Genomic DNA, 14806 nt, shown 5'->3' on the forward strand with positions numbered 1-14806 from the left:
GCCCCGTGCATAAGCACGCAAATAACTTCGACAGAAAGAAAAGGTTATGTCTAACTCTAACCGCTCGCGCCGCCAGGTTCGCCTGTCCCGCGCCCTCGGTATTGCGCTTACTCCCAAGGCTCAGCGCCACTTTGAAAAGCGTCCCTACGGTCCCGGTGAGCACGGTCGTGCCCGTCGTCGTAGCGAATCTGACTACGCCGTCCGACTGAAGGAAAAGCAGCGTCTGCGCGCTCAGTACGGTATTCGTGAGGCCCAGATGCGTCGCGCATTCGCTGATGCGAAGCGCCGCGGTGGCCAGACTGGCGATAACCTGATCGCTTACCTGGAGACTCGTCTAGACGCTCTGGTACTGCGCGCTGGTTTCGCTCGCACCATTGCCCAGGCTCGTCAGGCCGTTGTGCACAGGCACATCATGGTCGATGGCCGCATCGTCGACCGTCCGTCCTTCCACGTGAAGCCCGGCCAGGTTGTCCACGTCAAGCCCGCTTCGGTAACCAAGGATCTGTTCCAGGTTGCAGCAGCCGGTTCGCACCGCGACGTCCTGCCTGAGGTACCTTCCTACCTCGATGTTGCTCTTGAGAAGCTGCGCTTCGAGCTGAAGGAGACCCCCAAGCGTGACGACGTTCCGATCGTCTGCGATGTACAGCTAGTAGTCGAATACTACTCTCGCTAATCTTACTTATAGTGCGCCCCGGAGCCTGCTGGTTCCGGGGCGTCTTCTTATTCAGGTACTCTTAGATAGATCCCGTTTATAAGGAGAGTTTTTATGCATCTTGGAACAGTTGCGGGGATGGTGGCGGCTATCGCATTTGCCGTGCTGGTTCTACTGCTGGCAGTCCCGCTATTGAAGCTAGGTGGGCTTATTGACGAACTGCGCAAGTCTGTGCAGGACATTACCGTCGATGCAAGGGGTACTGTGCAGGAGGCCTCGAAGACTATTACCGAGGTAAACACCCAACTGGCAAAGGTAGATACGGTGACCACCTCTGCTTCGCAGATGGCCCAGGATGCTTCTGCGGTGTCCACCTTGGTGTCTTCTACGGTGGGACGTCCGCTTATCAAACTGGCTGCTTTTAGTGCGGCTACTCGGGAAGTGCTGCAGGGGAGGAAGAGGCAGTGAAAAAGGCCATACTCATTGGCGTCGCCGCGGCCGCATTGTTAGCACTCCCGCCTGTGCGATCTAAAATTAGTTTCTACGCTTCACAGTTTTCTAATGCTATGAAGGAAAACGAAGAATACATTACGCGGACATTGCTTGCGCCCTCCAGTGGCAAACATGTTCGCCCTACATACTGAAAGGTGCCTTCTGTGCGTACCTCTGAAATTAGGCAGCGCTGGCTAGATTATTTTGGCGCTCACGGCCACGAGATCCGCGAATCCGTGCCGCTAGTGAGCCCGGAACCGTCGATTTTGTTCACCATTGCCGGGATGGTTCCTTTCATTCCGTACATCGTTGGCACCGAGAAAGCTCCGTGGCCCAGGGCTGCGTCAGTGCAAAAGTGCATCCGCACCAATGACATTGACGAGGTCGGGAAGACGACTAGGCACGGTACGTTCTTCCAGATGTGCGGCAACTTCTCGTTCGGTGACTACTTCAAAGAAGAGGCTTCGAAGTTTGCGTGGGACCTGCTTACCGGTTCCATTGCTGAGGGCAAGTATGGCCTGGATGGCGACAAGCTGTGGGTAACGATCTGGGACCAGGACGACGAGGCTAAAGATATTTGGTTGAATCAGATTGGCATTGATCCGGCCCACTTGCAGGGGCTACCGCGGGAAGAGATCTTCTGGGATACCGGTCAGCCCGGTCCTGCAGGCCCGTGTGCCGAGATCCATTTTGATCGCGGCAGTCAGTACGGCCCGGATGGAGGCCCCGCGAAGGACGTTGCCGGTGACCGCTTCCTAGAAATCTGGAACCTAGTGTTCGACCAGTACCTTCGTGGCGAGGGTAAGGGCAAGGATTACCCGCTGCTGGGCGAACTGGATGCCAAGTGCATTGATACCGGACTAGGGCTTGAACGCCTCGCATTCTTGTTACAGGGCAAAGACAACATGTACGAGATCGACGAGGTATTCCCCGTGATCGCCGCTGCAGAGGAGATGTCCGGGCGCAAATACGACAGTGGCGCCGATCAGGATGATGTACGGATGCGCCAGGTGGCTGATCACGTGCGTTCCTCGCTCATGCTAATTGGCGATGGCGTACGTCCTTCAAATGAGGGCCGCGGCTATGTGCTGCGCAGGTTGATGCGGCGCGCCGTCCGCTCGATGCGGCTACTTGGCGTGGATGCGCCGGTAATGCCTACTTTGCTGACAGCTTCCAAGGATGTCATGAAGCAGTCTTACCCCGAGCTCGAGCGTAACTGGGATGCTATCTCCCAGGTCGCCTTTGCGGAGGAAGATTCCTTCCGCCGCACCCTGTCCGCTGGCACCACGATTTTGGATCTGGCAGTTCAAGATGCCAAGAAGGAGTCTAAGAGCTCTCCGGTACTGTCTGGCGAAAAAGCCTTTTCCCTGCACGATACTTACGGCTTCCCAATCGATTTGACCTTGGAAATGGCAGCCGAACAGGGTGTCAGCGTGGACGAGGAAAAGTTCCGTTCGTTGATGGCAGAGCAGCGTGAACGGGCACGAGCTGATGCGCTAAAGAAGAAGACTGGTCACGTTGACTCTCGCGTTTACCATGAGTTGCAGAACCGGGTAGGCGGAAATGTTGAATTCTTGGGTTACACGGACTCGCAGGCTGATGCTAGAGTGCTGGGCATCCTAGTCGACGGCAAACCGCAGCCTAAGGCTGTTGCTCCCGCAAACGTCGAATTGATTCTCGATCGCACTCCGTTCTATGCAGAAGCCGGCGGTCAGCTTGCTGACCAGGGAACCATCCGCACCTCTTCTGGCGGTGTCATTGATGTACTGGATGTACAGGCACCCGTAAAGGGCCTTTCTGTGCATAGGGGTACGCTAACCGACGGGGAAGTGGTTTTGGACGAGCCAGCCCATGCCCAGATCGATACGGATCGACGGCTGCAGATTGCTAGGGCCCATACTTCGACCCACGTAATTCACCAGGAACTGCTGGATCGTCTGGGTGAGGGAGCAACGCAGGCAGGTTCCGAGAACGCGCCCTCGCGAATGAGATTTGACTTCCGCAATCCAAACGCGCTGCCCGAAGGAATGGTCGAGGACGTTGAGGACGATGCCAACAGGAGGCTTGGACTCAATCTTTCGGTCACTGACTATGAGCTGCCGATCGAAGAAGCTAAAAAGCTAGGGGCACAGGCAATCTTTGGCGAAAAGTACGGCTCGATTGTGCGTGTCGTAGACATCGGCGACGGCTGGTCCAGAGAGTTCTGCGGCGGCACCCACGTGCCCTCGCTCGGACACGTCGGCAGGATTGCCATATTGGGTGAATCCTCAGTCGGGTCGGGCGTACGCCGTGTTGAAGCATTGGTAGGCGATGCTGCTACTGGATTCCAGGCAAAGGAGCATGCCCTGGTCAATCAGGTATCGGGCATGCTTGGAGTCACCCCTGTAGAACTCGCTGATCGCGTACAGACCATGATGGCTCGCCTGAAGAAGGCTGAAAAAGACTTGGCAAATATGCGTTCGCAGGCGTTGCAGGCGGCAATTCCTCAGATAGCCGCCGATGCCAAGAGGGTAGGAGACAAGCTGGTAGTAGCCCATTTTGCCGGTGAAGTAGGCTCCGCAGACGATCTTCGGACTTTGGCACTTGGCGTCCGCGAGCGTCTAGGCGAAGACCTTCCAGCTGTAGTGGCAGTTGCTGGCATTTCTAAGGGCAAGCCTGGCATTGTGGTAGCAACTAATGAGGGCGCCCGCACTGCCGGCTTGCGTGCCGGAGACTTCGTACGCGAGGCCGCCAAGCTAATGGGCGGTGGCGGCGGTGGCCGTCCTGACATTGCCCAGGGGGGAGGCCAAAACCCCAAGGCTGCTCCAACTGCGCTTGAACACATAGTCGAGTCTGTATCGAAGGCCTAATGCGCAAAGGCAGCAGAATCGCTTTTGATGTGGGCACAGTTCGCATCGGTGTCGCGGTGTGTGACGCCGATACGATACTGTGCACCCCAAAGACCACTATTGCCAAAGACAAATATGATGCGGATCTATACGAGGCCGCGGATTTAGTCGATGAGGTAGGGGCAGTAGAGATAATCGTTGGTAAGCCGGTTACCTTGGCCGGCAATAGCGGCAAGAGCGCAAAGATGGCGCTGAAATGGGCGCGCGGATTGCGCTCGCTAGTTACGGTGCCGATTCGCATGGTCGATGAGCGACTAAGCTCCGTCTCGGCACACACTCAGATGAGTGAAGCAGGAATGAATTCCAGGCAGCAAAGGCAGCTGGTAGATCAGCAGGCAGCTGTGGTTATCCTGCAGCAAGCTTTGGAATACGAAAGAATTAACGATCGGCCTGCAGGCCAGAAGTTATAAGGACCAGGATGACACCGGATAGTGAAGGCCCGAAAAGTTTTCCTTCTCGCGCGCAGATGCGCCAGCAGAGACGGAAGATCAAAGTGCGGCGCCGCCCTCAGGCGCAGCTCCGTCCTACTGAAGGACCAGCTGAGCGCAAGAGGCGCCGGCGTAGGCGTCGCGTGAAGACTACCATCGTGATGCTGCTTGCGACCTTCGTGGTGGTATGTGCTGCTGCACTGGGTATGAGAGCGGTAATGGGGTCTGGACTCTTCGCGAAGGCGCCTGACTATCCCGGCCCTGGGACAACACCAGTAAGCGTCGAGATTCCTGAGGGATCCTCCGGGACAGACATTGGCAAAATTTTGGAAAAGCAAGGCGTAGTTGCTTCTGCAAAGGCATTTGCCAAGGCATTCGACGCCAATGCGCAGGCCCCTGCTATCCAGCCTGGGGCATACAAGTTGAAGAAGAAGATGTCGGGTGCGGGAGCGGTAGCTGCCCTTCTTGACCCGGCTTCTAAGGCGGATCTAAAGGTAACAATTCCTGAAGGTTTCACTGTAAAGGAAGCTAAGGAACGACTAAAGAATGTCGATCAGTTCAATCCGGACGAAGTGGAGAAGGCTTTTGCAGAAGTAGCTAAGTCCAAGCTGCCCAAGGTAGCGAAAGGCAACCTAGAGGGCTGGCTGGCTCCCGACACCTATACAGTAACGCCCGGGACTGAACCCGCAGACGTCCTGGAGACGATGGTTGATGCAACCATTTCAAAGCTGAAAGACCACAAGGTCCCCGAGGAGAAGTGGGAAGAGGTAATGACGAAGGCCTCTATTCTGGAAAAAGAGGTAAACGTCGAGAAGTATTACCCGATGGTCGCCCGTGTCATCGAGAATCGCCTTGCGGCTGGGAACTCGGATACGGCAGGAAAACTAGACATGGACTCCACCGTACTGTATGGCGTTGGTAAGTCCGGTGGCATTCCCACCGCTGACGATCTGAAAGCAGACAATCCCTACAACACCTATCTGCAAAAGGGACTGCCTCCTACTCCAATCGGAACGTTCTCGGACAAGGCGTTGCAAGCTGTTCTTGCTCCGGCAGATGGCAAGTGGATGTATTACACCACGGTCAATCTAGAAACTGGTGAAACTAAATTTGCCGAGAACTTGGACCAGCAAAATGCTAACGTCGAAGAACTCAAGAAATATTGCAAGAACAACCCAAAGGTTTGTGAGAGCTAATGTGGGCTGCGGTCATCGGCGACCCAATTGAACATTCTCTGTCACCGGTACTGCATCAAGCTGCGTACCGGTCCCTAGGGCGCTCTGACTGGCAGTACAAGGCCATACGCGTGCCGCAAGAACAGGCTGTTGCCACGATCAAGGAGGCAGCAGCTGATCCTGGTTGGCGGGGATTTTCGGTAACCATGCCTAACAAGCAGATAATTCTGCCTGCATTGGAGCTTACCGAGCTGGCACGGGTAGTTGGCGCTGTCAACACCGTACTTCCCGGCCTAAAAGGAACTAATACCGACGTCGAAGGGATCGTTCGCGCCTTAGATGAGGTAGAGCCCAGATCGGCTGTCATCCTAGGTGCGAGGGCTACTGCGTCGTCCGCTTTAGCTGCCCTGAAGTGGATGGGGGCTAGGGACGTTACAGTTTGTGCCCGCAGTTTCTCTGGGGGTGGCTCGGTTGCCGTAGCAGCGGCTCGGATGGATTTTCCGATTACACAGTGTCGGTTGGGTTCTGATCAGATGATCGATGCCATCTCAAAGGCGGACGTGCTAATTTCGACTCTGCCTGCAAGGGTTGCCGACAAGTGGGCAGGTGGCATTGGAGCGGTCGCAAAGCCGCGCCAGGCACTCTTGGATGTCGCCTACGCGGGTGGAATGTCCGCCCTGGCGCAGGTTTTCAGTGATGCCGGGGCTAAGGTTGTTCCCGGTACCGATATGCTGCTTTATCAGGCTGTGGCGCAGGTAGTGCTGATGGTTGGAGCAACTCCGGACGTGGAAGCTATGCGCGATGCAATGGATCGGGCCCGTTCTTAGCTTGGCAATCTGCCTCGGCGGCGTAGGGGCAGCGGTGTATTTTGGTCCCGCTACCTGTGCGCGCTACTGCACCAGCGCTGGCATCGAGGCGCCAAGATGGAATAGACGCTACACATATGCGCTGGTGTCCTTGGGATTGTGCGGACTTGCGTTATGCTCGAGGGCGCATTGGGTAGGGCTAAGTATTGCGGGGTTTCTTTCCGTGCCCCTACTGTGCGATTTTGCTGCCCATCGGTTGCCAAGATTATGGGTGTGGGCAGGCGGGGGAGCGCTCTTGTGCTCAGCAGTGGCCGCCTACCGGGGCGTCCTTCTTCCCCTAGCCGCATCTGCGCTCGGGATATTCTGCTTTTTTGCGCTCTTCTCCGTAGTTACCAAAATGGGCTTCGGCGATGTGCGTCTTGCTCCAGTAGCCTTATCTTGGCCCGTGACAATTTCTTCGGCCGGGCCGCTCTGGGCGGTAGCTGGATCCTTCCTACTTGCCGGCTGCGGCGCCCTCGTAGCGATCCTAAGAACCCATAATCCGAGGGCGCAGATCGCCTTTGGTCCCTACCTGATTTTGGGTGGCTACCTTTCTGCCCTTATCTTCTGACCTCCGGAACGATTTCACGCCCTTCAGCAAGAATGTGGAACACTATAGGCATGATTTGGCTTACTGCAGGGGAATCCCACGGCGAAGGGTTAGTCGGAATTATCGATGGCATTGCCTCGGGAGTGGAGATAACTACTAAAGATTTACAGGATGGGCTAGCTAGAAGACGGCTCGGCTATGGGCGTGGAGCGCGCCAGAAATGGGAAGCGGACAAGGTCCGTTTTTTGGGTGGGGTACGGCACGGAGTGACCACTGGTGCCCCAATTGCCATACTGATTGAGAACTCTGAGTGGCCGAAGTGGAAGACCGTCATGAGCCCGGATCCGGTGCCGGCCTCAGCCCTTAAGGTGGACGCCGGCAAGGGCGATGAACGCGAGATTGCCCGCAACAAACCACTTACTCGCCCCCGTCCAGGACATGCAGATTTGGCGGGTATGGCAGCCTACGATCTACCAGATGCTCGCCCGGTGTTGGAGCGGGCTTCGGCTCGCGAAACTGCGATGCGGGTGGCACTTGGGGTAGTCGCACAAAAGACCCTGGAGCAGGCCTTTGGGATCCGTACCGTCTCGCACACAGTAGCTCTAGGAGGGGTACATGTACCGGAGTGGGCTCCTCAGCCTTGCGCCGATGACAAGGCAGCCTTGGATGAAGATCCGGTTCGCTGCTTCGACGCTGCCACCTCCGCCCAGATGGTGGCAGCTATAGACGAGGCAAAGAAACAAGGCGACACGCTAGGCGGAGTGGTGGAAGTTATTGCGTCCGGGGTTCCGCTTGGTCTTGCAGGTACTCATGTACAGGGAAAACGGCGCCTAGATGCCTGTCTCGCAGAAGCCCTGATGTCGATCCAGGCGATCAAAGGGGTCGAGGTCGGGGACGGGTTCGCTACTGCCGACCGGCCGGGATCAGCTGCCCACGACGAGATCCTGGTAGAAGATGGCCATCCTCACCGCGCCTCAAATCGAGCCGGCGGCATCGAAGGTGGAATGTCCGATGGAGAAGATATTCGGGTACGGGCAGCGCTAAAGCCAATCTCCACGGTGCCCAGGGCGCTGCGCACCTTTGACATCGAAACCGGCAAGGCAGACACTGCAATACACCAGCGCTCCGATGTCTGTGCAGTGGCTCCAGCCGCCGTAATCGCAGAAGCGATGGTCGCCCTCACCTTGCTACAGGCCTTGCTGGAACACACTGGAGGATATTCGGTAAAACAGATCAAGGCCGCGGTCAGTGCCTATGTTGCCACGCTCAATTCGAGGGGGTTGGCGTGAGCATTTTCCTAACCGGCATGCCCGGTGCCGGAAAAACCTCGGTCAGTGAATACCTGGCAAACAAGTATGGTCTGACCAGCATCGATACGGATGATTTGATACCGGATATTGCCGGAAAATCCATCCCGCAAATATTTTCCAGTGAGGGAGAGGGCGCGTTTCGCCGCTACGAACAAGAGGCAATCCGACGAGCGCTGCAGGAGGCGCCAGATCTTATTGCGCTGGGCGGGGGAGCTCTAAGTACTTCGGCTGCAGCGGCACTCGTAAGCGGACATGAAACGGTCTACCTAAAAGCGAGCCCGACTGTTTCCGCTGCCCGAGTCGGAAAGTCCGATTCCCGACCGTTACTCGGAGAAGACCCGCTGCCTGCGCTCACGAAGCTCTATGCGCAGCGCGAGCAAACCTACCGATCCGTCTGCACCATAGCGATAGAAACTGACGGGCGTACGGTAGCCGAAGTTGCTGAAGACCTAATGCGTAGCCAGCATGAGCTAATCGGAGTAGACGGAAATGCCCCGTACGCAGTGCGCATCGGAAGAGGTATCGCGAAGGCAAAGATAGATTCACTCATTGCCTCTGCCTCTCGCAAAGTATTGCTGATTGCCCCCGAAGATATGAAGAAGGAATGCATCGAACTAGCAGCAGTCCTGGAGGAAATGGGCAGGCAGGTGCAGGGATTTATTACCCCGAACGCGGAAGAGCAGAAGAGCGTTGATTGCCTGTCTAATGCTTGGGAAACTCTTGGCTTGGAACGATTCGGGCGAGAAGACACGGTAATCGGTCTAGGCGGGGGAGCGACCACTGACCTCTCTGGATTCGTAGCCGCCACCTGGATGCGAGGCATTGATCATATTGCCATGTCGACCTCGTTACTGGGGATGGTCGATGCTGCGGTTGGCGGCAAGACTGGCATCAACACCCCAATCGGCAAGAATATGGTGGGTTCGTTTTACACTCCGCGAGCGGTGGTGTGCGATTTGGATTACCTGAAGTCACTGCCTAAAGACGATTTGATCGAAGGTCTTGGCGAGGTGGTCAAATGCGGTTTTATTGCCGATCCGCGCATTCTTGAACTATTGGAAAATGAAGAGATTGGACCCGAGGACGACCGGCTCGTCGAGATTGTCTCTCGTTCAATCCGGGTCAAAGCGAACGTAGTGTCCCAAGACCTGCACGAGGCTGGCCTGCGCGAAATTCTGAATTACGGACATACTTTCGGCCACGCTATTGAGAAGGTAGAAAACTACCAGTGGCGGCACGGAAACGCTGTGGCACTTGGCATGATGTTTGCCGCTCATGTCGCGCATGAACTAGGCATGATTAGTTCGCAGCTGGTTCGCCGGCATCAAGAAGTCATCTCTTATTTGGGGTTGCCCACCAGCTACGACGGAGCAGATTTCCCCCGCTTGCTTGAGGCAATGAAAGCCGACAAGAAGGTGCGTGGCGGCGTAATCCGTATGGTTCTGCTGCAAGGGTTGGCAAAGCCTGTTACGGTTCCGATCGAAGATACATCCGTCTTACAGCGCGCATTTATGAAGGTGAATAAGTGAGACTAGTACTGCTCGGTCTGCCTGCAGCAGGAGTCAGCACCGTCGGAGAGTGCCTTGCAAAGGCAATGAAACTTAGCTTTTGGGACACCGAGGCCCATATGGCCGAGCGTGGCGGAAGCGCAATTTTGCTAAATGATGGGGAAGAGGCATACCGAAAGGTCGAACTCGAAGAATGCTTGAAGGGGCTGAACTCGGGTTGCGCAGTGGTAGGGCTGCCATCGGCGGGTCCCACTTACGCCGCCGTGGCAGAGCTCCTTGGAAAATCTCCGGTTGTGCTACTCAATGCCAGGACTCACGTGTTGGCGGTGCGCAACGGCTTAAACGCGCCTCGCTCAATCGCCCTCGGCACCCCAAATGCAACCTTTGCCGCACTAAAGAAACGCCGTGAAGAAGAACTACGCCCACTGGCCGCGGTAGAAATAGATACCTCCGAGGCCACTCCTGAAGAGAGCGCCGCAGCAATAATCCGTGAGCTCGGCCTATAAAATAACGGGTTTGCGCTTGAAGCAGGTAGTGTTTAAAGTCAGAGTGAAAATTTTTGAAAGGACACACTAATGGCAACGACCAATGACCTAAAGAACGGTATGGTGCTAAAGATCGACAACCAGCTGTGGCAGGTAGTCGAATTTCAGCATGTCAAGCCTGGCAAGGGACCGGCATTCGTACGCACCAAGATGAAGAACGTCCTGTCTGGCAAGACCATCGACAAGACCTTTAACGCCGGGGTCAAGGTCGAGACAGCTACCGTCGATCGCCGCGACATGTCCTACCTGTACAACGACGGCGAATTCTTCGTGTTCATGGATGATGACAACTACGAGCAGGTAGAAATCCCCGAGGACATTGTTGGCGACGCCAAGAAGTTCATGCTCGAAGGCCAGAAGGTCATCGTCTCCTTCAACGAGGGCAACGTTCTTTTCGTAGAACTGCCCCCGCAGGTGACCCTCGAGATCACCTACACCGAGCCCGGTCTGCAGGGTGACCGTTCCAATGCCGGTACTAAGCCTGCCACCGTCGAAACCGGTGCTGAAATCCAGGTGCCGCTCTTCCTGGAACAGGGCACTAAGGTGAAGGTGGACACCCGTACCGGTGAATACGTCTCGCGCGTGACCGAATAATGTCAAGGAAGAAAAATAGGAAGTTTACTGGTCGAACGAAGGCTCGCAGCAGGGCAGTAGATACCCTCTTCGAAGCCGACCAGCGCGGCTTTGGCTCTACCCCGGAGCGGATAAAGGACTTGGCGCGGGCAAGGCAGGTTGTGTCCACCGCCCAAACCGGGATCCCCCCGTACGCCTACCAAATCGTGCTTGGGGTTGCGGACCATGTAAACGAGATCGACGAGGCTATTTCGGCCAACGCGACTAACTGGACGCTTGATCGCATGCCGGGAGTGGACCTGGCAATCTTGCGCGTCGGGGCATGGGAAATCATGTTCAACGACGAGATCGACGGTCCCGTTGCGATCAAAGAGGCGATGGCTATTTCGGAGGTTATTGCCTCTGACAAGACGCCCGCTTTTGTGAATGCGATTTTGGATCGCATTCTGAAGGTGTCGAAAGCACGCCAAGCAGTGTTTGGTTCTGCAACGGTGCCGGAAGATTTTGCAGAGGGCGTCGACTTGCCTGCCAAGGAGACTCTTCCTGAAGGCAGCGTCGTTGTTCCTGTAGAAGAGGCCGGTTCTGACCAAGAGGACAACGCCGGCGAAGCCGGTACCGAGGATGCGGATACGGCTGAGCTATCGGACGCTGCCGGTGAAGACGCAGTAGAAGCTGCGAAGGCGCCAACCGACAAAGTTGAGGTACCTTCCGAAGAACCGGATCAATCGGTCAGGGCTGAAGAGGCTACTGAAGCTGATGCGCCGCCACGACCTGGAGCAGATTCCGTCGCACAGGCGCTAGCAAATTTGGCTGCTGGCGACTTCTTGGAAGACGAGGAAGAGGAATAGTTTTTGGGCCACCTTCGGGTGGCCCGAAAATTTTTCTGTCATGTTCGCCACCTCCTGCTTTAATGCCGCTTTCCGTAAGTGACAGGGCCGCCCTCGGACGCTAAACTTGGGGTGTCCAAACCCTTTAATGACCGTCCTGTGAGGCGGAGAAGGAGGCGGGTGTGGCGCACGCTACCCCAGGGGCTAAAAAAGTCCTGTCGCGGGAGGATATATCCCGCTCGCTAAAACGCATTTCATACGAGATTTTGGAGCGCAACCAGGATGCCTCCGAGATCGTTCTGCTCGGCATTCCCACTGGCGGGGTGCCTCTTGCAAATCGCATCTACAAGGTTCTTGAGCGTGAAGGTGCTCCCGTATCACTCGGCATCATCGATACGACCATGTACCGCGACGACCTATCCGAGAACCCGGTGCGAAACCCCCACCCGACGTCAATTCCTGACTCTGGCATTGATGGCAAGACAGTGGTGTTAGTAGACGACGTTCTGTACTCGGGGCGAACCATTCGAGCCGCGCTGGACGCCCTCGTAGACATTGGACGTCCCTCCGTTGTGAGGCTTGCTGTACTGGTGGATAGGGGACACAGAGAACTTCCGATCAGGGCCGATTACGTAGGAAAGAATCTTCCCTCCTCGAAAGAGGAATCGATCGTAGTTCGCACCATGGAAATCGACGGAGAAGACGCCGTTTTAATCGAGCAGGAAAAATAATATGGATCATCTAATATCGATCAAAGATTTGAGCCGAGCCGAAGCTATCGAAATCCTGGACACTGCCGAAACCATGGCAGCGACTCAGTCCAGGGCAGTAAAGAAGCTACCCACCCTGCGCGGGAAGACAGTAGTGAACCTATTCTTCGAGGACTCCACCAGGACTAGGCAGTCTTTTGAAGCCGCCGAAAAGAGACTGTCGGCTGACGTGATTAACTTTTCCGCGAAAGGTTCCTCAGTCTCGAAGGGCGAATCGCTAAAAGACACCGCCCTAACTCTTTCGGCAATGGGAGCCGATGCCATAGTTGTGCGGCACAACCATTCTGGCGCCGCTCACCGGCTAGCCCATGCGGGCTGGATCGGACTGCCGGTTCTGAATGCTGGCGACGGTACCCATCAGCACCCGACACAGGCACTACTGGACGCGATGACATTGCGCCGGCACTTCCGTGCACAGGGAAAACCTGCCCCTGCCGGTTCTGACATCGCCGGTGCTCACGTAGTCATTGTCGGCGACATCCAACATTCGCGGGTGGCCCGCTCGGACGTAGATCTATTGCATCTACTCGGTGCCAAGGTAACTTTGGTCGCACCCCCAACCTTGGTTCCCTATGGAATCGAGACCTGGCCGTGCGAGGTTACTTATGATTTCGACGAGGCCCTGAAATCGGCTCCAGACGCGGTAATGATGCTGCGTATTCAACGGGAACGGATGTCCTCCGCCGGCGGCGGATACTTCCCGTCCCCGGTGGAATATCGGAGGCTCTACAGCCTGAACCGGGAACGTTTCGAGGCGCTCCCCGAAAAGACCATTGTCATGCACCCCGGTCCTATGAACCGAGGCTTGGAGATTTGTGCGGAAGCAGCTGACTCAGACAAGTCTGTAATCGTGGAACAGGTTGCAAATGGTGTGTCAGTGCGAATGGCAGCTCTCTACCTGCTGCTAGCGAAGGAAAAGTAAAATGAGCGAAATTCTTATTTCAGGCGCAAATATAGAGGGCGAACAGGTCGCAGATATTGCGATCAAGGACGAAAAAATCGTCGCGGTAGGTCCAGATGCAGCAAGCTATCTAGAAGATCCGGAAAGAATTGATGGTTCGGGTTTGATCGCGCTGCCAGGCCTGGTTGATCTTCATACTCATCTGCGCGAACCCGGTCAGGAAAACTTTGAGACGGTGCGCACTGGAAGCCAGGCTGCGGCCATGGGCGGGTACACCTGCGTACACGCCATGGCAAACACCACCCCGGTCGCCGACGACGCACCGGTTGTCGAACAGGTGCAGGCATTGGGAGACGAAGCCGGGTACGTACAGGTACGTCCCGTCGGGGCAGTGTCTGCGGGGCTGCGCGGGGAGCACATGGCCGCCCTCGGCGCGATGGCGACCTGCAAGTCGAAGGTTCGGGTGTTCTCTGACGATGGCAAGTGTGTACATGATGCACTGCTTATGCGGCACGCTTTGGAATACGTGCGTGCCTACGATGGCGTTGTGGCTCAGCATGCCCAGGATCCAGAGCTCACTGAGGGCGCCCAGATGAACGAATCGGCTCTCTCTGACGAACTGGGCCTCAAAGGCTGGCCTGGAGTTGCTGAAGAATCTATTATTGCCCGCGACGTAATGCTAGCTGAACTTACAAAGTCTCGGTTGCACGTATGCCACCTGTCCACGGCGCGTTCGGTTGAACTGGTGCGATGGGCCAAGGAGAGGGGAATCAACGTAACTGCTGAAGTGACGCCCCACCACCTGTACTTGACAGAGGAGGAGGCCCGCAGCTACGACCCGCTGTACAAGGTGAACCCGCCGTTGCGTTCCGCAGCTGATGTGGAGGCGGTGCGCGCCGGCCTCGAAGACGGAACCATCGACATTGTGGGTACCGATCACGCCCCACACCCGATCGAGGACAAGGACTGTGATTGGCAGTCCGGTGCCTTTGGGATGACCGGATTGGAAACTGCTTTACCCGTAGTTATCGACACGATGGTGAACACCGGCAGGCTTACTTGGGGGCAGGTCGCCCAGGTTCTGTCCAAGACTCCTGCAAAGATTGGTCGAGTAGCCGATCAGGGCCAGGACATTGCGAGCGGTTCTTTTGCAAACGTCACCTTGGTAGATCCGACCATCGTGCGCAAGGTAGATCCGAGCTCGCAGAAGTCCATGTCTACGAACACCCCCTTCGTAGGCCGAGAGCTTCCTGGACAAATCAAATACACGCTATATCGCGGCAAGATGACCGTCCGCGATGGAAAACTAGTCAACTTCAACTAACGGTGGCTAACCCACCCG

At 56.2% G+C, this 14806-nt stretch carries 15 protein-coding genes; all 15 read left to right on the forward strand.

The genetic code is table 11. The features are described from left to right. The first annotated feature begins 46 nt into the window (after positions 1-46). The 15 genes from rpsD (at position 47) to QP400_RS05610 (ending at position 14788) form a co-directional block, all read left to right on the forward strand. Positions 47-673: a 30S ribosomal protein S4 gene (gene rpsD, locus QP400_RS05540; protein ID WP_004805188.1), complete on the forward strand. Its 627-nt coding sequence runs from the start codon at positions 47-49 to the stop codon at positions 671-673. Positions 674-766: 93 nt separating this feature from the next. Next, a complete protein-coding gene (locus tag QP400_RS05545; RefSeq protein WP_004805190.1) occupies positions 767-1120 on the forward strand; it encodes a DUF948 domain-containing protein in 354 nt (117 codons plus the stop codon). Positions 1121-1308: 188 nt separating this feature from the next. Next, the gene (gene alaS, locus QP400_RS05550; protein WP_004805194.1) at positions 1309-3993 is read left to right on the forward strand and encodes an alanine--tRNA ligase; all 2685 of its coding nucleotides are present in this window, start codon (positions 1309-1311) and stop codon (positions 3991-3993) included. Further along, complete coding sequence (ruvX, locus tag QP400_RS05555; protein WP_004805196.1) at positions 3993-4442, forward strand: Holliday junction resolvase RuvX; 450 nt, start codon at positions 3993-3995, stop codon at positions 4440-4442. Before alaS ends, ruvX begins: the two co-directional genes overlap by 1 nt. Positions 4443-4450: 8 nt before the next feature. After that, entirely contained in the window at positions 4451-5656 is a 1206-nt protein-coding gene (gene mltG, locus QP400_RS05560) for an endolytic transglycosylase MltG (RefSeq protein ID WP_004805197.1), read from the forward strand. Further along, positions 5656-6462: a shikimate dehydrogenase family protein gene (locus tag QP400_RS05565; RefSeq protein WP_285462567.1), complete on the forward strand. Its 807-nt coding sequence runs from the start codon at positions 5656-5658 to the stop codon at positions 6460-6462. Before mltG ends, QP400_RS05565 begins: the two co-directional genes overlap by 1 nt. Then, the gene (locus QP400_RS05570) at positions 6437-7051 is read left to right on the forward strand and encodes an A24 family peptidase (protein WP_004805201.1); all 615 of its coding nucleotides are present in this window, start codon (positions 6437-6439) and stop codon (positions 7049-7051) included. The genes QP400_RS05565 and QP400_RS05570 overlap by 26 nt, the downstream gene beginning before the upstream one ends. A gap of 50 nt (positions 7052-7101) precedes the next feature. Further along, positions 7102-8319, forward strand: coding sequence for a chorismate synthase (gene aroC / locus QP400_RS05575; protein ID WP_004805204.1), 1218 nt, complete (start codon positions 7102-7104; stop codon positions 8317-8319). After that, positions 8316-9869 (forward strand): 3-dehydroquinate synthase, encoded by a 1554-nt coding sequence (gene aroB, locus QP400_RS05580; RefSeq protein ID WP_004805206.1) that lies wholly within the window; start codon positions 8316-8318, stop codon positions 9867-9869. The genes aroC and aroB overlap by 4 nt, the downstream gene beginning before the upstream one ends. Continuing rightward, a complete protein-coding gene (locus QP400_RS05585; RefSeq protein ID WP_004805208.1) occupies positions 9866-10354 on the forward strand; it encodes a shikimate kinase in 489 nt (162 codons plus the stop codon). The genes aroB and QP400_RS05585 overlap by 4 nt, the downstream gene beginning before the upstream one ends. Before the next feature lie 69 nt (positions 10355-10423). Next, positions 10424-10987 carry an elongation factor P gene (gene efp, locus QP400_RS05590; protein ID WP_004805210.1) on the forward strand — a complete coding sequence of 188 codons (564 nt, stop codon included), beginning with the start codon at positions 10424-10426 and terminating at the stop codon, positions 10985-10987. Next, positions 10987-11814: a transcription antitermination factor NusB gene (nusB, locus tag QP400_RS05595; protein WP_004805212.1), complete on the forward strand. Its 828-nt coding sequence runs from the start codon at positions 10987-10989 to the stop codon at positions 11812-11814. Before efp ends, nusB begins: the two co-directional genes overlap by 1 nt. Positions 11815-11975: 161 nt before the next feature. Next, positions 11976-12524, forward strand: coding sequence for a bifunctional pyr operon transcriptional regulator/uracil phosphoribosyltransferase PyrR (gene pyrR, locus QP400_RS05600; protein WP_004805215.1), 549 nt, complete (start codon positions 11976-11978; stop codon positions 12522-12524). A 1-nt stretch (position 12525) separates the two neighbouring features. Next, positions 12526-13485, forward strand: coding sequence for an aspartate carbamoyltransferase catalytic subunit (locus QP400_RS05605; RefSeq protein ID WP_004805218.1), 960 nt, complete (start codon positions 12526-12528; stop codon positions 13483-13485). Position 13486: 1 nt separating this feature from the next. Then, positions 13487-14788 carry a dihydroorotase gene (locus QP400_RS05610; RefSeq protein WP_004805219.1) on the forward strand — a complete coding sequence of 434 codons (1302 nt, stop codon included), beginning with the start codon at positions 13487-13489 and terminating at the stop codon, positions 14786-14788. Positions 14789-14806: the final 18 nt, after the last annotated feature.

It is taken from the genome of Winkia sp. UMB3158, from assembly GCF_030217145.1.
Lineage (GTDB): Bacteria > Actinomycetota > Actinomycetes > Actinomycetales > Actinomycetaceae > Winkia > Winkia anitrata.